Source organism: Trinickia sp. Y13, assembly GCF_029522115.1.
Taxonomy (GTDB): Bacteria; Pseudomonadota; Gammaproteobacteria; order Burkholderiales; family Burkholderiaceae; genus Trinickia.
On the sequence record NZ_JAKWFK010000015.1, the window covers coordinates 65,584 to 89,456 of the forward strand.

Annotated in this window: 19 protein-coding genes; 15 read left to right on the plus strand and 4 right to left on the minus strand. The window is 63.5% G+C overall.

The genetic code is table 11. The features are described 5' to 3' along the window. Positions 1-9 precede the first annotated feature (9 nt). The 10 genes from atpB to MMB74_RS22435 all read left to right on the plus strand — a co-directional run bounded on the left by atpB (position 10) and on the right by MMB74_RS22435 (position 10,170). Positions 10-858 (plus strand): F0F1 ATP synthase subunit A, encoded by an 849-nt coding sequence (gene atpB / locus MMB74_RS22390; RefSeq protein WP_277430854.1) that lies wholly within the window; start codon positions 10-12, stop codon positions 856-858. Between the two features lie 87 nt (positions 859-945). Further along, the gene (atpE, locus tag MMB74_RS22395) at positions 946-1,215 is read left to right on the plus strand and encodes a F0F1 ATP synthase subunit C (RefSeq protein WP_007180033.1); all 270 of its coding nucleotides are present in this window, start codon (positions 946-948) and stop codon (positions 1,213-1,215) included. A 136-nt stretch (positions 1,216-1,351) separates the two neighbouring features. Continuing rightward, complete coding sequence (locus MMB74_RS22400) at positions 1,352-1,822, plus strand: F0F1 ATP synthase subunit B (protein WP_277430855.1); 471 nt, start codon at positions 1,352-1,354, stop codon at positions 1,820-1,822. Between the two features lie 2 nt (positions 1,823-1,824). Then, positions 1,825-2,367: a F0F1 ATP synthase subunit delta gene (locus MMB74_RS22405; RefSeq protein WP_277430856.1), complete on the plus strand. Its 543-nt coding sequence runs from the start codon at positions 1,825-1,827 to the stop codon at positions 2,365-2,367. 52 nt (positions 2,368-2,419) lie between these two features. Then, complete coding sequence (gene atpA / locus MMB74_RS22410; RefSeq protein ID WP_277430857.1) at positions 2,420-3,961, plus strand: F0F1 ATP synthase subunit alpha; 1,542 nt, start codon at positions 2,420-2,422, stop codon at positions 3,959-3,961. 124 nt (positions 3,962-4,085) lie between these two features. Continuing rightward, complete coding sequence (gene atpG / locus MMB74_RS22415) at positions 4,086-4,961, plus strand: F0F1 ATP synthase subunit gamma (protein WP_277430858.1); 876 nt, start codon at positions 4,086-4,088, stop codon at positions 4,959-4,961. Positions 4,962-5,029: 68 nt separating this feature from the next. Next, positions 5,030-6,424, plus strand: a complete 1,395-nt coding sequence (atpD, locus tag MMB74_RS22420) for a F0F1 ATP synthase subunit beta (RefSeq protein ID WP_277430859.1) — start codon at positions 5,030-5,032, stop codon at positions 6,422-6,424. 186 nt (positions 6,425-6,610) lie between these two features. Next, a complete protein-coding gene (locus MMB74_RS22425) occupies positions 6,611-7,039 on the plus strand; it encodes a F0F1 ATP synthase subunit epsilon (RefSeq protein WP_102611958.1) in 429 nt (142 codons plus the stop codon). A 228-nt stretch (positions 7,040-7,267) separates the two neighbouring features. Beyond that, positions 7,268-8,998, plus strand: a complete 1,731-nt coding sequence (locus MMB74_RS22430) for an AMP-binding protein (RefSeq protein WP_277430860.1) — start codon at positions 7,268-7,270, stop codon at positions 8,996-8,998. A gap of 692 nt (positions 8,999-9,690) precedes the next feature. Further along, positions 9,691-10,170, plus strand: coding sequence for a CoA-binding protein (locus MMB74_RS22435; protein WP_277430861.1), 480 nt, complete (start codon positions 9,691-9,693; stop codon positions 10,168-10,170). 52 nt (positions 10,171-10,222) lie between these two features. Here the strand turns inward: MMB74_RS22435 and MMB74_RS22440 are convergent, their stop codons facing one another. Then, a complete protein-coding gene (locus tag MMB74_RS22440) occupies positions 10,223-11,044 on the minus strand; it encodes a transporter substrate-binding domain-containing protein (RefSeq protein WP_277430862.1) in 822 nt (273 codons plus the stop codon). Between the two features lie 179 nt (positions 11,045-11,223). Here MMB74_RS22440 and hemE point away from each other — a divergent pair, with 179 nt between their 5' ends. Together hemE and MMB74_RS22450 are read left to right on the plus strand one after the other, a co-directional pair. Continuing rightward, positions 11,224-12,321 (plus strand): uroporphyrinogen decarboxylase, encoded by a 1,098-nt coding sequence (gene hemE / locus MMB74_RS22445; RefSeq protein WP_277430863.1) that lies wholly within the window; start codon positions 11,224-11,226, stop codon positions 12,319-12,321. 452 nt (positions 12,322-12,773) lie between these two features. Beyond that, complete coding sequence (locus tag MMB74_RS22450) at positions 12,774-15,047, plus strand: primosomal protein N' (RefSeq protein ID WP_277430864.1); 2,274 nt, start codon at positions 12,774-12,776, stop codon at positions 15,045-15,047. A 321-nt stretch (positions 15,048-15,368) separates the two neighbouring features. Here MMB74_RS22450 and MMB74_RS22455 read toward each other — a convergent pair whose 3' ends face one another. After that, entirely contained in the window at positions 15,369-15,548 is a 180-nt protein-coding gene (locus MMB74_RS22455) for a hypothetical protein (protein WP_277430865.1), read from the minus strand. Between the two features lie 286 nt (positions 15,549-15,834). Here MMB74_RS22455 and putA point away from each other — a divergent pair, with 286 nt between their 5' ends. After that, positions 15,835-19,797 carry a trifunctional transcriptional regulator/proline dehydrogenase/L-glutamate gamma-semialdehyde dehydrogenase gene (gene putA / locus MMB74_RS22460; protein WP_277430866.1) on the plus strand — a complete coding sequence of 1,321 codons (3,963 nt, stop codon included), beginning with the start codon at positions 15,835-15,837 and terminating at the stop codon, positions 19,795-19,797. An 85-nt stretch (positions 19,798-19,882) separates the two neighbouring features. Then, complete coding sequence (locus MMB74_RS22465; RefSeq protein ID WP_277430867.1) at positions 19,883-21,016, plus strand: branched-chain amino acid ABC transporter substrate-binding protein; 1,134 nt, start codon at positions 19,883-19,885, stop codon at positions 21,014-21,016. 263 nt (positions 21,017-21,279) lie between these two features. Here the strand turns inward: MMB74_RS22465 and MMB74_RS22470 are convergent, their stop codons facing one another. Then, a complete protein-coding gene (locus MMB74_RS22470; RefSeq protein ID WP_277430868.1) occupies positions 21,280-21,591 on the minus strand; it encodes a DUF3761 domain-containing protein in 312 nt (103 codons plus the stop codon). Between the two features lie 35 nt (positions 21,592-21,626). Then, positions 21,627-23,030, minus strand: a complete 1,404-nt coding sequence (gene mnmE / locus MMB74_RS22475; protein ID WP_277430869.1) for a tRNA uridine-5-carboxymethylaminomethyl(34) synthesis GTPase MnmE — start codon at positions 23,028-23,030, stop codon at positions 21,627-21,629. A 365-nt stretch (positions 23,031-23,395) separates the two neighbouring features. On the opposite strand from mnmE, the gene MMB74_RS22480 reads away from it, so the two are divergent. Continuing rightward, positions 23,396-23,818, plus strand: coding sequence for a transcriptional regulator (locus MMB74_RS22480; protein ID WP_277430870.1), 423 nt, complete (start codon positions 23,396-23,398; stop codon positions 23,816-23,818). Positions 23,819-23,873: the final 55 nt, after the last annotated feature.

The following is a 23,873-nucleotide window of genomic DNA, read 5'->3' on the forward strand; positions in this document are numbered from 1 at the left end:
ATAAACGATATGGCAGCTACAGAAAGCACGCGCTTGGATCCGTCCGAGTACATCGCGCACCACTTGCAAAACTTCGCCACTGGGCACCAGACGTCGATCATCGACATGCGCATCTTGAACATCGACACGCTGTTCTGGTCGATCGTGTGCGGTCTCGTGACCATCTTCATTCTGCGCATGGCCGCGCGTAGCGCCACGTCGGGCGTGCCGGGCCGGTTCCAATGCGCGATCGAGATGCTCGTCGAGATGGTCGAAGACCAATCGAAAGCGATCATCCACGGCAACCGCACGTTCATCGCCCCGCTCGCACTGTTCGTGTTCGTCTGGGTTGCGCTGATGAACTCGCTCGATTTCATCCCCGTCGATCTGCCGGGCCATGTCATCGGCTGGCTGGGCTTGTCGAACGTCATTTCGCATCATCGCATCGTGCCCACGGCCGATCTGAACGGCACGTTCGGCATCGCGCTCGGCGTGTTCGCGCTGATGATCTATTACAACCTCAAGATCAAGGGCGTGGGCGGCTTCGTGCACGAGCTCATCTCGGCCCCGTTCGGTGCGCACCCGCTGTTGTGGATCCCGAACCTTGCATTGAACATCATCGAGTTCGTCGCCAAGACGGTTTCGCTCGCGTTGCGGCTGTTCGGCAACATGTACGCGGGCGAGCTGCTGTTCCTGCTCATCGCATTGCTCGGCAGCCTCTGGACCTTCGGCGCGGACACGACGTTGCTCGGTTTCGTCGGCCACGTGATCGCCGGTACGGTCTGGGCGATTTTCCACATCCTGATCGTGCTGTTGCAAGCGTTCATCTTCATGATGCTGACGCTCGTGTACATCGGCCAGGCGCACGACTCGCACTAATCGGCAAGGGTGCATCGCTGCACAGGCAGATTCGTTTTCCGTTTCTTTAAATCCAGTTCCAAAAAAGTCTTTTACAAAGGAGTGATCATGCAAGCTTTCATCGCCAACATCCAAGGTCTGACCGCCATCGGTATCGGCATCATCATCGGCCTGGGTGCAATCGGCGCCTGTATCGGTATCGGCCTGATGGGCGGCAAGTACATCGAAGCTTGCGCACGCCAGCCGGAACTGATGAACCCGCTGCAAACCAAGATGTTCCTCTTGGCTGGTCTGATCGACGCGGCGTTCCTGATCGGCGTCGGTGTGGCAATGCTGTTTGCGTTCGCGAACCCGCTGCTGTCGAAGTTGGCAGGCTAAAGGTTCATCGGAGTTTTGCGCCGTGGATGCAAGCCGGCGCAGGGGCGAAACGGAAGGCTCGGGCGCTGATCGAACTTTACGTCGATGAGCGCCTTACCGTTTCACATTCCGAATTAGCAACGATTAAGGAAACACCGTGAATCTCAACGCAACTCTGATTGCGCAAATGGTCGTGTTCCTGATCCTCGCGTGGTTCACGATGAAGTTCGTGTGGCCGCCGATGGTCAAAGCCCTCGACGAGCGGTCCAGAAAGATCGCCGACGGCCTTGCGGCCGCCGAAAAGGGCAAGACGGAACTCGAAGCGGCGCACAAGCGTGTCGATCAAGAGCTCGCTAAGGCGCGCAACGACGGCCAGCAACGCATTGCCGACGCCGAAAAGCGTGCGCTCTCCGTGGCCGAGGAAATCAAGGCCAACGCGCAAGCCGAAGCCGCTCGCATCATCGCTCAAGCCAAGGCCGACGCCGAGCAACAGGTCGTGAAAGCCCGTGAAACGCTGCGTGCCGAAGTGGCCGCGCTGGCGGTCAAGGGCGCCGAACAGATCCTGAAGCGCGAAATCGATCAGGCGGCACATGCCGAGCTGCTCAATCAACTGAAAGCCGGGCTCTGATCATGGCCGAACTTGCAACCATCGCCCGTCCCTATGCAGAGGCGCTGTTCAGCGTCGCCGAAGGCGGTGACCTCGCCGCTTGGTCCGCTCTCGTGCAGGAGCTGGGCCAGGTTGCGCGGCTGCCCGAGCTCATGTCGGTCGCCTCTAGCCCGAAAGTGAGCCACGCACAGGTCGTCGACCTGCTGCTCGCAGCGGCGGTCAAGTCGCCTTTGACGGCTTCGCCGCAGGCCAAGAACTTCGTGCAGATGTTGGTCGACAATCACCGTCTCTCGCTGCTGCCCGAAATCGCCGCCCAGTTCGAAGTACTGAAAAACGCTCGCGAAGGCGCGGCCGATGCGCTGATCGTCAGCGCGTTCCCGCTGCAAGAGGCCCAGCTCGCCGATCTCGTCGCGAGCCTTACGCGCAAGTTTGGGCGTCAGCTCAAACCGACCGTTCAAGTCGATGCCTCGCTGATCGGGGGCGTGCGCGTCACCGTTGGCGACGAAGTGCTCGACACCTCGGTTCGCGCACGGCTCGCCGAAATGCGTACGGCGCTGACCGCTTGATGCGGCGCGCACATGCACGGCACGCAACAGAATTGACTATCAGGAGCGAATAATGCAACTCAATCCCTCTGAGATCAGCGAGCTGATCAAGAGCCGGATCCAGGGCCTTGAAGCGAGCGCGGACGTTCGCAATCAGGGCACCGTGATCTCCGTGACCGACGGCATCGTGCGCATTCACGGCTTGTCGGACGTGATGCAGGGCGAAATGCTCGAATTCCCGGGTAATACGTTCGGCCTCGCGCTGAACCTCGAGCGCGACTCGGTCGGCGCCGTGATTCTCGGTGAATACGAACACATCTCGGAAGGCGACGTCGTCAAGACGACGGGTCGCATTCTCGAAGTGCCGGTCGGCCCCGAACTCATCGGCCGCGTGGTCGATGCGCTCGGCAACCCGATCGACGGCAAGGGCCCGATCAACGCGAAGATGACCGACGCGGTCGAGAAGATCGCCCCCGGCGTGATTTGGCGTAAGTCGGTGTCGCAGCCGGTGCAGACCGGTCTGAAGTCCATCGACTCGATGGTGCCGATCGGCCGCGGCCAGCGCGAGCTGATCATCGGCGACCGTCAGTGCGGCAAGACGGCGGTGGCAGTCGACGCGATCATCAATCAGAAAGGCAAGGACCTCATCTGTATTTATGTCGCGATCGGCCAGAAGGCTTCGTCGATCATGAACGTCGTGCGCAAGCTCGAGGAATCGGGCGCGATGCAGTACACGATCGTCGTTGCCGCGTCGGCGTCGGAATCGGCCGCGATGCAATACCTCGCGCCGTACTCTGGCTGCACGATGGGCGAATACTTCCGCGATCGCGGTCAAGACGCCCTCATCATCTATGACGATTTGACCAAGCAAGCTTGGGCCTATCGCCAGATCTCGCTGCTGCTGCGCCGTCCGCCGGGCCGTGAAGCTTATCCGGGCGACGTGTTCTATCTGCACTCGCGTTTGCTCGAGCGCGCCGCGCGCGTCTCGGAAGAGTACGTCGAGAAGTTCACGAACGGCGAAGTGAAGGGCAAGAGCGGTTCGCTCACGGCGCTGCCCGTCATCGAAACGCAAGCGGGCGACGTGACGGCATTCGTGCCGACGAACGTGATTTCGATCACGGACGGCCAGATCTTCCTCGAAACCGACTTGTTCAACGCCGGTATCCGTCCCGCGATCAACGCGGGCGTGTCGGTGTCGCGCGTCGGTGGCGCGGCTCAAACCAAGATCATCAAGAAGCTGTCGGGCGGTATCCGTACCGACCTCGCGCAGTATCGCGAACTCGCCGCCTTCGCGCAGTTCGCGTCGGACTTGGACGAAGCCACGCGCAAGCAGCTCGAGCGCGGCCGCCGCGTGACCGAGCTCTTGAAGCAGCCGCAGTATCAGCCGTTGCAGGTGTGGGAGTTGGCCGTCTCGCTGTTCGCGGCGAACAACGGTTACCTGGATGACCTTGACGTGAAGGACGTGCTGCCGTTCGAAAAGGGCGTGCGCGAATTCCTGAAGACGAGCCATGCCGACCTCATCAAGCGCATCGAAGACACGAAGGACTTGTCGAAGGACGACGAAGCAGCGCTGCACGCCGCTCTGAAGGACTTCAAGAAGTCGGGTGCTTATTGATCGAGGCATAACGACCTTGAAGCGGCGCGCGGAGTGGCACCGAAGCGCGCTCCGCTTCGTCAGCTATGCATGGGGCCTGAGTAAAGCGCTAAAGCGCTAACTCAGGCCGGCAAAGGAGCAAGCAATGGCGGGAATGAAGGAAATCCGCGGCAAGATCAAGAGCGTGCAAAACACGCGCAAGATCACCAAGGCGATGGAGATGGTGGCCGCATCGAAGATGCGCCGCGCGCAGGAGCGCATGCGCGCCGCTCGCCCGTACGCCGTCAAAGTTCGCGACATCGCCGCGCATATGAGCCGTGCGAACCCCGAGTATCGCCACCCGTTCATGGTGTCGAACGAAGGCGCGAAGGCGGCCGGCATCATCCTCGTCACGACCGATAAGGGTCTGTGCGGCGGCTTGAACACGAACGTGCTGCGCGCGACCGTGGGCAAGTTCAAGGAGCTCGAGGACAAGGGCCAAAGCGTCCAAGCTACCGCGATCGGCGGCAAGGGGTTCGGCTTTTTGAATCGCGTCGGGGCGAAGGTGGTTTCGCATGTGACGCAACTCGGCGATACGCCGCATCTGGAAAAGCTGATCGGCGCCGTGAAGGTGCAGCTCGATCTGTACTCGGAAGGCAAGATCTCGGCCGTGTACCTCGCGTACACGCGCTTCATCAATACGATGAAGCAAGAGCCCGTGCTCGAGCAGTTGCTGCCGCTGTCCGCCGAGCATTTCGAGCGTGACGAGACGACGCCGAACGCTTCGTGGGATTACATCTACGAACCCGATGCGCAGAGTGTCGTCGATGAACTGCTGGTGCGTTACGTCGAAGCGCTCGTGTACCAAGCCGTCGCCGAAAACATGGCGTCCGAGCAATCGGCGCGCATGGTGGCGATGAAGGCGGCGTCGGACAACGCGAAGACGGTGATCAACGAATTGCAGCTCGTGTACAACAAGAGCCGCCAGGCCGCGATCACGAAGGAATTGTCGGAAATCGTGGGTGGCGCCGCCGCGGTGTAACGCGTGCCGGCTCGACCGTCCCTGCGCCGTTTGCGCGAGTGAAGAATTGAGTATCTAAAGGAAAAGCGATGAGTACTACTGCTTTGGTAGAAGGCAAGATCGTACAGTGCATCGGCGCGGTGATCGACGTGGAATTCCCGCGTGAACACATGCCGAAGATCTACGACGCCCTCGTGCTCGAAGGCACGGAACTGACGCTCGAAGTTCAGCAGCAGCTGGGCGACGGCGTCGTGCGCACGATTTGTTTGGGCGCGTCCGACGGTCTGCGCCGCGGTCTTCTGGTGAAGAACACGGGCCTGCCGATCAGCGTGCCGGTGGGCAAGCCGACGCTCGGCCGCATCATGGACGTGCTCGGCCGTCCGATCGACGAAGCCGGTCCGATCGTCAGCGAGACCAAGCGCTCGATCCACCAAAAGGCGCCGGCGTTCGACGAACTGTCGCCGTCGACGGAGCTTCTCGAAACGGGCATCAAGGTTATCGACCTGATCTGCCCGTTCGCGAAGGGCGGCAAGGTGGGCTTGTTCGGTGGCGCCGGCGTGGGCAAGACCGTGAACATGATGGAGCTCATCAACAACATCGCGAAGGAGCACGGCGGATACTCCGTGTTCGCGGGCGTGGGCGAGCGTACCCGTGAAGGGAACGACTTCTATCACGAAATGAAGGACTCGAACGTGCTCGACAAGGTCGCGCTCGTGTACGGTCAGATGAACGAGCCGCCGGGCAACCGTCTGCGCGTGGCGCTGACGGGCCTGACGATGGCCGAGCACTTCCGTGACGAAGGCCTCGACGTGCTGTTCTTCGTCGACAACATCTACCGTTTCACGCTGGCCGGTACCGAAGTGTCGGCACTGCTCGGCCGGATGCCGTCGGCCGTGGGCTATCAGCCGACGCTGGCCGAAGAAATGGGCAAGCTGCAAGAGCGCATCACGTCGACGAAGACGGGTTCGATCACCTCGGTGCAAGCCGTGTACGTGCCTGCGGACGACTTGACCGACCCCTCGCCTGCAACGACGTTCGGCCACTTGGACGCAACGGTCGTGCTCTCGCGTGACATCGCTTCGCTCGGTATCTACCCCGCGGTGGACCCGCTCGATTCGACCTCGCGTCAGATCGACCCGAACGTCATCGGCGAGGAGCACTACTCGATCACGCGCGGCGTGCAGCAAACGCTGCAGCGCTACAAGGAATTGCGCGACATCATCGCGATTCTGGGCATGGACGAACTGTCGCCGGAAGACAAGCTGTCGGTGGCTCGTGCGCGTAAGATCCAGCGTTTCCTGTCGCAGCCGTTCCACGTTGCCGAAGTGTTCACGGGTTCGCCTGGCAAGTACGTGCCGCTGAAGGAAACGATCCGCGGCTTCAAGATGATCGTCGAAGGTGAGTGCGATCATCTGCCCGAGCAGGCGTTCTACATGGTCGGCACGATCGACGAAGCCTTCGAAAAGGCCAAGAAGATCCAGTAACCGAGTGTGCCCGCTTGGCACGCAGGCCCGGCGGCCGCATGGATGGCCGGGCTCGCAGCGCGCGTTGGGTTCGCCGTGCTCTGCATGGGATCCGAGCGCGTGCTGTGCATGGGCTGCGGGACGCGCGAAAGGCGCTAACGGCAGCCGGCAGCTAAAGCGGCAACTCTGTTCGACATAGGAAGCGATATGGCAACCATCAAAGTAGACGTCGTCAGCGCGGAAGAGCAAATCTTCTCGGGCCAGGCGAAATTCGTCGCGCTGCCGGGCGAAGCCGGCGAACTCGGCATCCTGCCGGGCCATACGCCGCTCATTACGCGTATTCGTCCCGGTGCGGTGCGCATCGAGGCGGAAAGCGGCGAAGAAGAGTTCGTGTTCGTTGCCGGCGGCATTCTCGAAGTGCAACCGGGCGCCGTGACCGTGCTCGCCGATACCGCGATTCGCGGCAAAGACCTCGACGAAGCCAAGGCTGAACAGGCGCGCAAGCGTGCCGAGGAAGCGCTGCAGAACTCGGGCTCGAACATCGAGTACGCGACGGCTCAGGCTGAACTGGCATACGCCACGGCTCAGCTTGCCGCCATCGCACGCCTGCGTAAGCTGCGCTCGCAGAGCCACTAACAAACCGCTTCGCGCACCCAGTAGCCTGTCGCACAGCGAAGGGCAACCGGGAGCGGAATCAGACGATTAGTAGGATATTTAACGCCGCTTGGTTGAGTCCAAGCGGCGTTTTTTTCTTCTAAGGCGCGCCTCCGCGACATTTTGCTGCGGGTAAGACTTGATGCGGGCGGACCTCGCTCGGTGGCAGAATCAGTCCAAAAATTCCTACGAGTCTTTGGAGACAACGAGATGGCGACGCAGCTTCCCGAGGAAGGCGCCCTTATTGCGCCGATCAACGGCCTTTCCTACGTTCGGGGGGCCACCGACATCCTGTTGAGCGACTCCACCATCGGACGGCTTCTCTTCGATACGGCCGCGCGCTTTCCCGAGCGGCCTGCCGTCGTATTCCGAGAGCAGGGCATTCGGTGGACATGGCGCGAGTTCGCCGCCGAAGTCGATGTGCTAGCGGCGGGGCTGGCAACGCTTGGCGTCGTGCGGGGCGAGCGCGTGGGAATTTGGTCTCCGAATCGCGTCGAATGGTTGTTGACGCAGTTCGCGACCGCACGCATCGGCGCCATTCTCGTCAATATCAATCCTGCCTACCGGCTCTCGGAACTCGAGTACGCGCTCAATAAGTCCGGTTGCTCTACGATCATCACGGCCGAGTGCTTCAAGAGCTCGAAATACGTGGAGATGCTGCAGACACTCGCGCCCGAACTCGCGCAATGCGAGGCGGGCAACCTGCGCTCAGCCCGCTTGCCGAACCTGCGGACGGTGGTGCGCATGTGCGACACGGCGACGCCGGGTATGTTGACGTTCTCCGACGTGATCGAAGCCGGGCGGGTCGCACTCGATTCCATCGACTTTGCAGCGATCGAGACGACGTTGTCGGCCCATGATCCGATCAACATCCAATTCACGAGCGGCACGACTGGTAACCCGAAAGGCGCCACGCTCACGCATCGCAACGTGGTCAACAACGCACGCTTCATCGCAATGGCCATGCGCTTTTCCGAGAACGATGCGCTGTGCATCCCGGTGCCGCTATATCACTGCTTCGGCATGGTGCTGTCGGTGCTCGCGAGCGTGTCGACGGGCGCGAAGATGGTCTTTCCCGGCGAAGCATTCGAACCCGGTGCGGCGCTCGCCGCAGTGGCCGAAGAGCGTTGCACCGCATTGCATGGCGTGCCGACGATGTTCATCGCCGAACTGGATCACCCCGAGTTTGCATCGTTTGATCTATCGACGCTGCGTACCGGCATCATGGCCGGCTCGCCGTGCCCCATCGAGACGATGAAGCAGGTCATTTCCCGCATGCATCAGTCGGAGATCACGATCGCGTACGGCATGACGGAGACGAGCCCCGTTTCGTTTCAAAGCTCGACGACCGACCCCGTCGACAAGCGCACGTCGACGGTCGGCCGAATTCAGCCGCATCTCGAAGCGAAGGTGGTCGATGCATTGGGCAACACCGCAGCGGTGGGCCAAACGGGCGAGCTGTGGACGCGTGGCTACTCGGTCATGAAAGGCTACTGGGACGACGAGCCGCGCACACGAGAGGCCATTGTCGACGGATGGATGCGCACGGGCGATTTGGCGACGATCGATGAGCAGGGCTATTGCAACATTGTCGGCCGCTTGAAGGACATGCTGATTCGCGGCGGCGAAAACATCTACCCCCGGGAGGTCGAAGAGTTCTTGTTTAGACACCCGAAGATCCAGAGCGTCCAAGTGTTCGGCGTCCCTGACGAGAAGTATGGCGAGGAAGTGTGCGCCTGGATCGTCGTGCGGCCTGGCGAAACGCTGACGGAGGAAGAGGTTAGAGCGTATTGCCAGGGGCAGATCGCGCACTACAAGGTGCCGCGCTATGTTCGCTTCGTCGACGAAATGCCGATGACGGTCACAGGCAAGGTGCAAAAGTTCGTGATGCGCGAAAGGATGATCGACGAACTAGAGCACGGCAAGCCGCGGGTTGGCTGATCGAGAGGGCGCGTTATGGCGCGCGGGTGACCCGGCGCTTCCGCGTGGGACCAGAGTAACCGCTAAAGCGCTAACTCCCGCCGTGCTCTGCATGGGACGGGAGTAACCGCTAAAGCGCTAACTCCCGTCGTGCTCTGCATGGGGCGGGAGTAACCGCTGAAGCGCTAACTCCCGCCGACACAAAAAAAAAGCGGGCTTGATAGCCCGCTAAAAACCACACGCTACGGGGTTAGCGCGAGGAGACCAATGAAGGAGCCGAAGAACACCACCCACCCTCGGGCATCGGCAACGACTCCAACAAAGAGGCCCCCCCTTGGGGGATTCGGCACCGCCGAGCAGGAAGCGTCCAATCAATGCACGCCAGCCCACATCTGTGTTGAAACCGTTGAAAGGCATTGTGGGCGAATTGAGAACCAGACGCGGTAACAAAGTGTTTCAGGTTGTAACGCCCGCCAGATAAGGCTCTCCGGGATTTTTTACCCGAAGAAAAAGGGAATTGCGTCACTATTTCCGACGATCGGAACAAAAGAAATAACGATCAAAAAAGCACCCTCGCAATTTATCGAGAAATACCCAAAAACGAGTTTCGTCGGGGCAATCGTCGGCTTACCATGGCCGTCATGCTCGCATGGCGCGCGCGAAACTTACCGAGCATTGCGTGTACCGGCACCTTTACCATTCATGTCTACACAATGAACGAGCCCGAGAATCTGAAGCGCATCCTGGAACGCGACCGCGTGATTGCCGTCGTCGGGCTGTCGACCCACGCTTACCGTCCGAGCCACTCGGTGGCGGCCTACATGCAGTCGCACGGCTATCGGATCGTTCCCGTCAATCCGGCCTACGCGAACGACACGGCGGGCGTGCTGGGGCAGCGCTGTTATGCGTCGCTCGCCATGGCCGCACACGCGCTCGCGCAGGAAGGCGCCGCCATTGAAATGGTCGACGTTTTTCGCCGGCCGGAGGAAGCGGTAGCCATCGCAGAAGAAGCCATCGCCATTGGCGCCAGATCCCTCTGGCTGCAAGTAGGCGTGATCAACGACGAGGCTGCCGCGCGAGCGAAGGCGGCAGGCCTGGACGTAGCGATGAACGTATGCGCGAAGATCGAGCACGAGCGACTGTTCGGCTCCACGCACCGCGCCAACGCCCCGGCGCCGCGTGTGCCTCAATAGATGCCCGGCGGCGGGAGGCGGGAGGCGCCCCCGGCGCTCGACCGCCAGCGGCTTACTTTAGCCACTTGTCCCTAATCGAATCGAACTGCCCCGTTTCACGCGCAAGGTGCAGCCATTGATCGACGTATTGCTGATACGTCACGTCGCCCTGCGGCACCATGTAGGCCTTTTCGCCGTACTGGAACGGTTTGTCGGGATGGACTGAGCACAGGCCGGGGTTGAGCTTTTGTTGGAGCAGGGTTTCCGATGCGTCGGTCACCATCACATCCGCTTTGCCTTCCAGGATCTGCTTGAAGATCGAGACGTTGTCGGGATAGACCGTCAGCTTGGCATGTGACAGATATTGCTTGGCGAAGCGCTCGTTGGTGCCGCCCGGATTGACGATCACGCGCGTGCCAGGCTGATCGATTTGTGCCAGCGTTTGGTATTTCGCGGCGTCGGCGCAACGGGTGATCGGCGCTTTGCCATCCACCATGTAAGGCTGCGTGAAGAACACGCGCTTTTGCCGCTCGAGCGTGGTCGATACGCCCCCCACGGCAATGTCGCACTTCGCGAGGAAGTCGCTCATGAGGTTCGACCAAGTCGTTTTGACGAAGTCCGCCTTGACGCCGAGCGACTTCGCCAATGATTCCGCCATGTCGATGTCGATTCCTTCGAACGTGCCGTCGGCCTTCAGAAACGAGTACGGCTTGTAGTCGCCCGTCGTGCAGACGCGCAACGTGCCGCGCGCGATCACCGCGTCCAGCCGCGAGGGGGCCGCGGCGGGACTCGCGCTTGGCGCCGCGCCGCTTGCTTGCGCGAACGCCGCGCCCGTGCACGATGCCGCCAGCGCGAGCGCGCCGATCGAAAGGCGAAGCAGGTCTTTCCGGATCATTCGAAGGTCTCCTTGGGTGTTGGCAGCGAACCGCTGTCGCATAGACGCAGCGTCCGATCATAGCCGTACCAAAATGCCGCAGGCGAGCTTCGCGTCGCAAAAGCCGATATCCGGCCCGAACGAGATCGCCGCTCCGGTAAAATGGCCGTCTTTCCCGCTTCGCCTTGCGCTTTCATCCCGTGCCCTCCACCTTGCTCAACGATACGTTCCTTCGCGCGCTGCTGCGCCAGCCCACCGACTACACGCCGATTTGGCTCATGCGGCAGGCGGGCCGGTATCTGCCCGAGTACAACGCCACCCGTGCACGCGCAGGCAGCTTCCTCGGCTTGGCCAAGAACCCCGATTTCGCGACGGAGGTCACGTTGCAGCCGCTCGAGCGCTTTCCGCTCGACGCCGCCATCCTGTTCTCCGATATCCTCACGGTACCCGATGCAATGGGCTTGGGATTGTCGTTCGCGGCGGGAGAGGGGCCGCGCTTCGCGCACCCGGTTCGCACGGAAGAGGATGTCGCGCGGCTGCGCGTGCCCGATATCGACGCCACGCTCGGCTATGTGACCGACGCCGTGCGCTCGATTCGCCGCGCGCTCACGGACGGGCAGGGCCGCCAGCGGGTGCCGCTCATCGGCTTTTCTGGCAGTCCGTGGACGCTTGCCTGCTACATGGTCGAGGGCGGCGGCTCCGACGATTTCCGCACGGTGAAGTCGATGCTGTACGCGCGCCCCGATCTGATGCACCGGATCTTGCACATCAACGCCGAGGCGGTCGCCGCTTACCTCAATGCGCAGATTCGCGCAGGTGCGCAAGCCGTGATGATCTTCGACACATGGGGCGGCGCACTCGCGGACGGCATCTTTCAGCGCTTTTCGCTTCAATACATCGAGGCCGTGGTGCGGCGGCTCGTGCGCGAGCACGAAGGCAGCCGCGTGCCGGTCGTCACGTTCACGAAGGGCGGGGGCCTGTGGCTCGACGATATCGCCGCGTGCGGCGTCGACGCGGTCGGGCTCGATTGGACGGTCAATCTGGGTGCGGCCCGCGAGCGAGTCGGCTCGCGCGTTGCCCTGCAAGGCAATCTCGACCCTGCCGCGCTGTTCGCGCCCCCGGCGGCCGTTCGCGAGCAAGCGCGCGCAGTGCTCGACAGTTACGGCAATCATCCTGGGCACGTTTTCAATCTCGGGCACGGGATCTCTCAATTCGCTCCGCCCGAAAATGTTGCGGAGCTCGTCGATGAAGTCCACCAATACAGCAGGGCGATGCGCGCGCAGGCGAGCGGCGGCTGACCGATTGGTTATGGTGCGCCGCACACAGGTGGGCTCTCGCTCTAGGGCGCGGACCCGCTGAAAAATGGCATCGCCGGGCCGTCTCGCGCTTGTCAAGTCTTGACTTATACACATTCTTCTCGTTGCGCCGCGGTAGAGCGAACAGAGGTTGACGCTGGCACACAAACGATGTACCGCGTCGGCTCAGGCCTTGTTCGACAAGGCTTTGCGAGCGCCCGGCTCAATGTGCGGTTGCCCACGGAACGACAGCGCGGCGGCCTTGCTTCGGCTCGGCAGGGGCACTTTTCAACAAAGTTATCCACAAGCGGCGCGGGGCGGTCGGTAAAGTCCAGCGAGATCCATAGGTTAGCGGCGAATCTCATGTTTTACTTTAAGTTCGTGCCGTCCAGTCGAGTCTCGATGTATGGGGAACGATGCGCCTCATGCGGCGAAGCGCCCTGGAGCCGTGCAGGATGAGCGAAGTGTTCGTACGCGTCGCGCTCGACCATCCGTTGCCGACCCTCTTCGACTATCGCTGCGCTCAGTCGCCTGCACCCGGGCCGGGCACGCTCGTCGCCGTTCCGTTCGGCAAGCGCGACGTCGTGGGGCTCGTCGTCGAGGTGAGCGATCGCACCGAACTGCCGGCCGAGCGCGTGCGGGACGTACAGGCCGCGTGCGATGGGTGCGCGCCGCTCGCGGCCGAGTGGCTCGCGCTGGTCGCATTCGCCGCCGACTATTACCAGCGCTCGCTCGGCGAAGTCGCGCTGCCGGCGTTGCCGCAGGCGTTGCGCGATGCGCAGAGGTGGCCGCGGCTGTTTGCCGCTGCACCCCGCTTTCGGCTGACCGAGGCGGGGCGGGCCGCTCTGCCGGACGCGCTACCGGTGCGAGCGGCCGCATTGCGCCGGCTCGCCGCGGCCCTCGCCGATGCGCGCTCACTCGATCTGTCCGAGGCGCGCGCCATGCACCCGAAGGCCGGTGCAACCTTGCAGGCATGGCAGGCCGATGGATGGGTCGATGTCGAAGCGGACGCCGGCATCGCCGGGGCGAGCCGCACCGGCGAAGGCGCGGGAGGCGATGCGGCGGACGTGGCCGATGCGGACATCGCGCGCCCCGCTTTGACCGAGGAGCAAACGCAGGCGGTCGAGGCGATCGCCGCGGCGCAGGGTTTTTCTCCTTTTCTGCTGCATGGCGTCACCGGTAGCGGCAAAACCGAGGTGTACCTGCGCGCGATCGAAGCGGTGTTCGCGGCGCGCCCCCATGCGCAAGCGCTCGTTCTCGTGCCCGAGATCAACCTCACGCCCCAGTTCGAAGCGGCGTTCCGCGCGCGCTTCGCCGTGCCGCTCGGCCACGACGCCATCGTCACCTTGCATAGCGCAATGGCGGACGGCGAGCGCGTGCGCAGCTGGCTCGCCGCCCACACGGGCCGGGCACGCGTCGTCCTCGGCACGCGGCTGGCCGTGCTGGCTTCGATGCCTGAGCTGGCGCTGATCGTCGTCGACGAAGAACACGAGCCAGCCTACAAGCAGCAAGAGGGGTTGCGCTATTCGGCGCGCGATCTGGCGATTTGGCGGGCCAAGCAACGGGGCGTGGCGGTCGTGCTCGGCTCCGCCACGCCCTCGCTGGAAAGCTGGTGGCAGGCCGAGCAGGGCCGCTATCGCCGGCTCTCGCTTGCACGGCGCGCCGTGGCCGACGCGGCGCTGCCGACGGTCAAAATGATCGATTTGGAGGAAGAGCGGCGGCGCGGGCGCGGTAGCGTCGACGGCATCTCCGGGCCTTTGGCCGCCGCTTTGAAGGCGCGCCTCGAACGCGGCGAACAAAGCCTCGTTTTTCTGAACCGCCGCGGCTATGCGCCGGTGCTCGCGTGCGACGCGTGCGGGTGGGTAGCCGGGTGCCCGCGCTGTAGCGCCTACGTCGTGTTGCACAAGAGCGAGCACACGCTTCGATGCCATCACTGCGGCTGGGAGGCGCGTGTGCCGCGCGCTTGCCCCGAGTGCGGCAACGTCGATATCGCGCCGCTCGGCCGCGGCACGCAGCGCGTGGAAGAGACCCTGGCGCAGATCGTGCCGGGCGCGCGGGTGCTGCGCATCGACGCCGACAGCACGCGCCGCAAGGGCAGCGCTCAGACGCTTTTTTCCAACGTGCACGCGGGGGAAGTGGACATCCTGGTCGGCACGCAAATGATTGCCAAGGGTCATGATTTCCGGCGCGTGTCGCTCGTGGGGGTGTTGAACGCCGATGCGGCGCTGTTTTCGCACGATTTCCGCGCGGGCGAGCGGCTCTTCGCACAACTGATGCAGGTGAGCGGGCGCGCCGGGCGGGCGGGGCTGCCTGGGGAAGTGTTGGTGCAGACGCGCTATCCGCGGCACGCGCTCTATCACGCGCTCGCGCGCCACGATTATGTCGGCTTCGCCAATGCGACACTCGCCGAGCGCCGCGAGGCGCAACTGCCGCCGTTCGTTTATCAGGCGCTGCTGCGCGCCGAAGCCAAAACGCTCGAGGCGGCGCTGGCGTTTCTGGGCCACGCTTGCGCGGCGCTAGCCGAGATCCCGTCTGCGCAGCGGGTGACCGTCTACGATGCCGTGCCGATGACGATCGTCAAAGTGGCCAACGTTCATCGCGCGCAGCTGTTGCTCGAGAGCGCTTCGCGCGCGTCGCTGCTCGCGACGCTGCGCGCCTGGCAAGCGCCGCTGCGCACGTTGAAGGGCGTCATACGCTGGAGCGTTGAAGTGGACCCGCTCGATATTTGAGGGGCCAGGTCGGGGAGGCGATGAAGCAGGCTTCGGAGTCGAAAAGCCAATGAGCCGCCGCAGAAGCGGCCGCCCGCGCGGCGGCGCGGTAGGCTACACGCCAATCGGCATGCGCTTCAGGCTTCAGCCCAGTAGCGTCGCAGGCGGCTGCGCGCGGCACGGGCGCGCGTGCGGACGCGATTCGTGTAGCTGGGCGCCGGCGAAGTGAGCGGCCGCGCGCAAGCGGCGATCGGGGAGCGTTGGCGCCGTGTCTGCGGCGCATGGCGCGCGCAAGACCGGCTTTCGTTGGAACAGATCATGATGGGCCTCTTGTCCGGCCTCTCAGCCGCGTTGTTCGGACATGCGCGCGTCGTTTGCCGCCGCTTCGGCCTGCTGTCGAGCCTGGCGCACGCGGGCGAGCGCCAAGGCACGTTCACGCGCCGGCGATGCGCCGCGCACGAACAGCGTCAGGCATACCACGGCCATCATCCAAACCGCGCCGAATACGAGCCACTTTTCCATTTTTGCCTCTCCTTTCCCCGCGCTCACCGTGCGTTGGGGCGCTTTCCTGCGTTAACGGCATTCCAGCGCTCGCCCGTAGGGCGGTGGTACCGATTTCAGGTAAGGGAAAATACCGAGCGCAACCGCGTAGGCCCGGCGCGCTTGGATTTCGTGGCAACCCTTGCCAGTAAAGGGTTTGAATGGGGTGCAACCAACCTTGCGTTTTGGTTGCACCTTTTTATTGGGAGGCGTACGATTCGGCGAACTTTGCACATATCGGCCGGCGCCGCCGGCGATCGAAGGAACCATGGCCAGCACTACCTTAGGCGTCAAAGTCGACGACCTCCTCCGCTCCCGTCTCAAAGAAGCCGCCGCCCGGCTCGAACGCACGCCGCATTGGCTCATCAAGCAAGCGATCTTTGCCTATCTCGAGAAGATCGAACATGGCCAACTGCCGCCCGAGCTTTCCGGCGCATCGATCGGCGCGGACTTCGGCGACGGCGCCGCGCCGGAGCACGAGGAAGATGGCGCACCGCACCCATTCCTCGATTTCGCGCAGAACGTGCAGCCGCAATCGGTACTGCGCGCGGCGATCACCGCTGCCTACCGCCGCCCCGAGCCCGAGTGCGTGCCGTTCTTGATCGGCGAGGCGCGCTTGCCCGCGTCCCTGGCTGCCGATGTCGGCAAGTTGGCGACCAAGCTCGTCGAGACGTTGCGCGCCAAGCGCACGGGTGGCGGCGTCGAAGGTCTCATCCATGAGTTCTCGCTGTCGAGCCAGGAAGGCGTCGCGTTGATGTGCCTGGCCGAAGCGCTGTTGCGCATTCCCGATCGCGCCACGCGCGATGCGCTCATTCGCGACAAGATCAGCAAGGGCGATTGGAAGTCGCACATGGGGCATGCCCCGTCGATGTTCGTCAATGCAGCCACTTGGGGCCTCATGATCACGGGCAAGCTCGTGACCACCAACAGCGAAGCGGGCTTGTCCTCCGCGCTGACGCGCCTGATCGGCAAGGGCGGCGAGCCGTTGATCCGCAAGGGCGTCGACATCGCCATGCGTCTGATGGGCGAGCAGTTCGTGACGGGCGAGACGATTTCGGAAGCGCTCGCGAACAGCCGCAAGTACGAGGCGCGGGGCTTCCGCTATTCGTACGACATGCTTGGCGAGGCCGCGACGACCGAAGAAGACGCGCAGCGCTACTACGCGTCGTACGAGCAAGCCATTCATGCCATCGGCAAGGCCGCCGGCGGCCGCGGCATTTACGAAGGCCCCGGCATTTCGATCAAGCTTTCGGCGTTGCACGCGCGTTACTCGCGCGCTCAGCAAGAGCGCGCGATGAGCGAGCTGCTGCCGCGCGTGCGCTCGCTCGCCGCGCTCGCGCGCCGCTACGACATCGGCCTGAACATCGACGCCGAGGAAGCCGACCGCCTCGAGCTGTCGCTCGATCTGCTCGAAGCCCTGTGCTTCGATCCTGAACTCGCGGGATGGAACGGTATCGGGTTCGTCATTCAGGCATATCAAAAGCGCTGCCCGTTCGTGATCGACTACGTGATCGATCTCGCGCGCCGCAGCCGTCACCGCATCATGGTGCGCCTCGTGAAGGGCGCGTACTGGGACAGCGAAATCAAGCGCGCGCAACTGGACGGCCTCGAGGGCTATCCGGTTTACACGCGCAAGGTGTACACGGACGTCTCGTACCTCGCCTGCGCGAAGAAGCTGCTAGGCGCGCCCGACGCCGTGTTCCCGCAGTTCGCGACGCACAACGCCTACACGCTGTCGGCCATCTATCATCTGGCCGGACAGAACTACTACCCGGGCCAGTACGAGTTCCAGTGCCTGCACGGGATGGGCGAGCCGCTGTACGAAGAAGTGACGGGCCGCGAGAAGTTGAACCGCCCGTGCCGGATCTACGCACCGGTCGGCACCCATGAGACGCTGCTGGCTTATCTCGTGCGCCGGCTGCTCGAGAACGGGGCCAACACCTCGTTCGTCAACCGCATCGCCGACGAAACCGTGCCGGTTTCCGCGCTCGTCGAAGATCCCGTCGATGAAGCTTCGCGGATCGTGCCGCTCGGCGCGCCGCACGCGAAGATTCCTCTGCCGCGCGATCTCTACGGCGATGAGCGCCCCAACTCGATGGGCCTCGATCTGTCGAACGAGCACCGCTTGGCATCGCTGTCCTCGGCGCTGCTCGCGAGCGCGCACCATCCGTGGCGCGCCGCGCCGATGCTCGAGTCGGGCGAGCTGCCTGCCTCGAGCGCGGCTGGCCGCGTCGAGCGCGCTGTGCGCAATCCGGCCGATCACCGCGATATCGTAGGCTCGGTCGTGGAAGCGACGCGCGAAGACGTGCAAGCGGCGCTCGCCGCCGCCGTCGCCGCGGCTCCGATCTGGCAAGCCACGCCGGTCGATGCGCGCGCCGATTGCCTGGCGCGCGCCGCCGATCTGCTCGAAGCGCAGATGCATACGCTGATGGGCTTGATCGTGCGCGAAGCGGGCAAGTCGCTGCCGAACGCGATCGCCGAGATCCGCGAGGCGGTCGATTTCCTGCGCTACTACGCGGCGCAAATCCGCAGCGAGTTTTCCAACGATACGCATCGGCCGCTCGGTCCCGTGGTCTGCATCAGCCCGTGGAACTTCCCGCTCGCGATCTTCATGGGACAGGTGGCCGCCGCATTGGCAGCCGGCAACACGGTGCTGGCCAAGCCCGCCGAGCAAACGCCGCTGATCGCCGCGCAGGCCGTTCGCTTGCTGCGCGAAGCCGGCGTGCCCGCGGGCGCCGTGCAGCTGTTGCCAGGCGACGGCGAAACCGTGGGCGCTGCACTCGTCGCCGATGCCCGCGCACGCGCGGTCATGTTCACGGGGTCGACCGAAGTCGCGCGCCTCATCAACAAGACGCTCGCAGATCGTCTCGATCCGGACGGCAAACCGATTCCGCTGATCGCGGAGACGGGCGGCCAGAACGCGATGATCGTCGATTCGTCGGCGCTCGCGGAGCAAGTCGTCGCCGACGTCATGCAATCGGCATTCGATTCGGCCGGCCAGCGCTGCTCGGCGTTGCGCGTGCTATGTTTGCAAGACGACGTCGCCGATCGCACGCTGACGATGCTCAAGGGCGCGATGTACGAATTGGCTCTCGGCAATCCCGACCGGCTTTCGACGGATGTCGGCCCTGTCATCGATGCCGAAGCCAAGCGCACGATCGACGCGCATGTGGCCGGGCTACGCGAGAAAGGGCGTTCGATTACGCAACTGCCGTTGCCCGAGGCATGCGCGCATGGCACGTTCGTGCCGCCGACGTTGATCGAACTGGAAAGCCTCGACGAGCTCAAGCGGGAAGTGTTCGGGCCCGTGCTGCATGTGGTCCGCTATCGCCGCAGCGCGCTCGACCCGCTGCTCGAGCAGATCAAGGCGACGGGCTATGGCCTCACGCTGGGCATCCATACGCGCATCGACGAAACCATCGCGCATGTCATCTCGCGCGCTCACGTTGGCAATATTTACGTGAACCGCAACGTGATCGGCGCGGTCGTCGGTGTGCAGCCGTTCGGCGGCGAAGGGTTGTCGGGCACGGGGCCGAAGGCGGGCGGCGCGCTCTATCTGCAACGCTTGCTGGCCAAGCGTCCGGCGGGCCTGCCGAAATCGCTCGCGGCCGCGCTCGTGCCCGATGGCGCGGCACGCGGCGTGGAAACGGAACGCAATGGGGAGCGCTTGAGCCCGCGCGCCGCGCTCACGGCGTTGCGCGACTGGCTCATTGCCGAACGCCAGCCCGCGCTCGCCGCGCGCTGCGATGGCTATCTCGCAAATATGCCGGCGGGCGCGACGGCCGTATTGCCGGGCCCCACGGGCGAGCGCAACACCTATACGCTTGGCGCGCGCGGCACGGTATCCTGCGTGCCTTCGACGGCGAGCGGAGCGCGCGCGCAATTTGCTGCGGTACTCGCGACGGGCAACCGCGCGCTGTTCTCGGGCGCGGCCGGCGAGGCGCTCGTTGCTGCATTGCCGGCGCAGCTCAAGCCGTTCGCCGAGGTGCAAAAGAATGCGGATGCGCCCGTCGATGCGGTGCTGTTCGAAGGCGACAGCGACGAATTGCTGTCGCTCGTGAAGGAAGTGGCCCAGCGTCCGGGCCCGATCGTCTCGGTGCAGGGTGTGTCCACCCACGCGCTGGAAAACGGCGATGAAGATTACGCGCTCGAGCGGTTGCTGACGGAACGCTCGGTGAGCGTGAATACGGCGGCGGCGGGCGGCAATGCGAATTTGATGACGATCGGCTAAGCCACCCTTGCCTATCGAATCAAACACGGAAGCGGTGCGGCCACCCCGTTAGGCGCTTCCAACTACCTTGGATCTAGGAGAAGCTATGCAGCACAAAATGAAAACGCTGGCAGGCGCGACGCTCGTTGCGGCAATGTCGCTGGTGGGGACCGCAAACGCAGCGCAAGCAGAGCAAGTGAAGATTGGTTTTGCCGGCCCGATGACGGGCGCGCAAGCGCACTACGGCACCGATTTCCAAAACGGCGTGAAGCTTGCGATCGCCGACATGAACGCCACCAAGCCCGTGATCGGCGGCAAGCAAGTCGAATTCGTGCTGGATTCGGCCGACGACCAAGCGGACCCGCGCACGGGCACGACGGTCGCGCAAAAGCTCGTCGACGACGGCATCAAGGGCATGATCGGCCACTTCAACTCGGGCACGACGATCCCGGCTTCGCGTATCTACGCGAACGCGGGCATTCCCGAAGTCGCGATGGCAACGGCGCCTGAGTACACGCAGCAAGGCTTCAAGACGACGTTCCGCATGATGACTTCGGACACGCAGCAGGGTTCGGTCGCGGGCGCGTACGCCGTGAAGAACCTGGGCATGAAGAAGATCGCGATCGTGGACGACCGCACGGCTTACGGCCAAGGCCTGGCCGATCAGTTCCAGAAGGCTGCGAAGGCGGCCGGCGCGACGATCGTCAAGCGCGAATTCACGAACGACAAGGCGACCGACTTCAAGTCGATCCTGACGAACCTGAAGAGCGTGCAACCGGATCTGATCTATTTCGGCGGCGCTGACGCGCAAGCTGCGCCGATGCTCAAGCAAATGAAGACGCTTGGGATCAAGGCTCCGCTGATGGGCGGCGAGATGGTTCATACGCCCGACTTCCTGAAGATCGCCGGCGACGCAGCCGACGGTTCGTACTCGACGTTGGCCGGCGTTCCGCTCGAACAGATGCCGGGCGGCAAGCAGTACGTGGAAAAGTACAAGAAGGCGTTCGGCACGGAAGTCGAGACGTACTCGCCGTACGCATACGACGGCACGATGGCGTTGCTCACGGCCATGAAGAAGGCCAACTCGACGGATCCGGCGAAGTACCTGCCGTTCCTCGCCAAGACCAATATGCCGGCTGTGACGACCCCGCATCTGCAGTACGACGACAAGGGCGACCTGAAGAACGGCGGCATCACCGTGTACAAGGCAGAGGGCGGCAAGTGGGTGCCGTTGAAGTAAGCGCATAGCCGTATCGCCTTACTTGCGCACGCGCTGGCGCGTGAGTGGAGCGAGCGAAACGAGCTTCATGCAAAGCGAAGGGCCCCGCGGACGAACGTCCTGCGGGGCCCTTGTCGCTTGTGGCGGCCTACCTCCGCGCCGCCTGCCGCGCACCCGGCCACGCGCCGACGAGCCGTCCGGATAAGCGCGCTGAAGCGTGACTTACTCGAATCGTGCTTTGCCGGCTTACCCATTTGCACCGAATCGATTACCCGGCTCATCCCTCACTCCCATTGCGCCACACCGCCGTGTCGAGAGCACGTTCCGGAATGATGCCGGCTGAAGCTGTAGGTGCCGTCGACGCACTTTGCAGACGCCCCGGTAGGAACCCTGCCGTTCGTCGTTCTCGCTGGCGAATGCACGTCCTGACCGGACTTGTTTCGGTAGTGCTCGTGCGAAGTCAAATCGGCTTCATCGGGCTGCGACCATGTGGCGGAGACGGATGTGCGCGCGTAAGCTGGCGGCAGGGCGAACGCGACCCATACGATTGCCGTGGAGGCGATCGTGTGTGCTATCCGGGTAGCGGTTTGGTTCATGGAGCGGGCTCTTTCGGTGGGAGCTGGATGACCGCTCACTTCCCAATACAAAACCGACTGAAGATCACGCCCAACAGATCATCCGATGTGAACTCCCCGGTGATCGAATTCAGCGCTTCCTGCGCGAGCCGCAATTCTTCCGCGAATAAATCGAGCGACTGAGCCCGTTCCTGTGCGTGATCGCTGGCACGTGACATATGTTCCTGCGCCGAGCGCAGCGCGATCAGATGCCGTTCGCGTGCGAGGTAGACGCTCTCGGTCCCCGCTTGCCAGCCCGCGATCCGCAGCAACTCCGCGCGCAATAAATCGATGCCTTCGTTCTTCTTCGCCGAGAGCCGCACTTCGCAAATTTCGGCTTCATCATCGATCGCAGCCAGTCGATTGACCGACGCGGCCACGTCCGTCAGATCGGTCTTGTTCAAGATGCGCACGACTGGCACACCGGCAGGAAAGCGCTGCGCAATCAGGACGTCCTCGCCGGTCATCCCCAAACGCGCGTCGAGCAAATGCAAGACGACATCGGCGCGCTCGATCTCGCTCCACGTTCGCTCGATGCCGATACGCTCGACTTCATCTTCCGTGTCGCGCAAACCGGCTGTATCGATGACATGCAACGGAATGCCTTCGATCTGGATCGTCTGCGTGACTTTGTCGCGCGTCGTGCCCGCGATGGGCGTCACGATCGCGAGCTCCGCGCCGGCCAGCGCATTGAGCAGCGACGATTTGCCGACATTGGGCTGCCCGGCGAGCACCACCGAGAGGCCCTCGCGCAACAGCGCGCCCTGACGCGCCTCGCCGAGCACGTGATCGATGCGCGCGCGAATGTGCGCGAGCTTGCCGCGCGCGTCCGCGGCTTCGAGGAAGTCGATCTCTTCTTCGGGGAAATCGAGCGTCGCTTCGACAAGCATCCTCAGCGCGATGACTTCCTCGACGAGCGCATGAATATCGCGCGAGAACGCGCCTTCGAGCGAACGCCCCGCCGAGCGCGCGGCGGCTTCCGTGCTCGCTTCGATCAGATCGGCGACCGCTTCCGCTTGCGCGAGGTCGAGCTTGTCGTTCAGAAACGCGCGTCGCGTGAACTCGCCGGGCTCCGCAAGCCGAAGCCCGAATTGCTGCCCCGCTTCGAGACACCGCTGCAGCACGAGCTGCAGCACCACCGGCCCGCCGTGACCCTGTAGCTCGAGCACGTGCTCGCCCGTGTACGAATGCGGTGCGGGGAAGTACAGCGCGATGCCGCGATCGAGCGCCTGGCCGCCCGCATCGATGAACGGCACGTAACTCGCATGCCGCGGTGCGAGCGTCTGACCGCAAAGCGCGCTCATCAACGCAAGCGCGGCAGCGTCTCCCGCACGACCGCACGACACGCGCACCACACCAATCCCGCCACGTCCGGGAGCGGTGGCGATGGCGACGATGGGATCGGAATCGAGAGCAAGCATGTTCGAGTGGAAAGGCAAACGGAAACTAAAACCAAAACGAAAACGGGACGAAAACGAAAGCGCTGGAAAGCCTGCGCATTGTAGCTTGCCCGTAACGCCGCCTTCCGCGTGAAGACGGCGTTACGATGAGCCGCTTACCATAGTTAAGATTTATCTTAAGCGAGATAGCCTAAAATTAGGACGAAGCGAAGCGCGTCGAGACCGAGCGTTAGATCTGGCCTTGTCGCGACGGCCTGTGGTTCGGTATGCGCCGATACGAATCCGCACGACGAGCGATGGCTCGTTCACCAAATTAGCGCCCGACCAAGCTAAAGCTGGCCCGCCCGGTTGTCTCCTTCACGCGGGCGGAATTGCACAATTTCGCGATGCCAACCGTCGAAGAAAAAGCGGCGTTCTCCGAGCGCCTCAAATTCGCTTTGCAGCGCAGCCCCGAAAAAGTAACGGGCGGGACGCAGCTCGCGCTGCATTTCAATCTGCGCCATCACGGCGATCAGCCCATTTCTCCGCAAACGGCCCACAAGTGGCTGACGGGGCGCACGATCCCGACGGCCGACAAGCTGCGCACGCTGGCGCAGTGGCTGCGCGTGGACTTGCACTGGCTCCACTACGGCCCGCCGCCGAGCGGGACCGCCCATGCGACGCCCAAGCCGCTGCCGCGCGACGATAAGTACCCGCTCACGCCCGAGACGATCGAACTCGCGTCGAAGATCGAATCGCTGTCGCCACATCACCGCTATCTTGTGCAGGAACTCATCGAGCAGTTCTACGGCGACAGCCCTGAACGGTAGGTGCGTCGTTGGGCCGCGGGGGCGATGCACTTCGCTCGAACGAAAAAAAAATCGC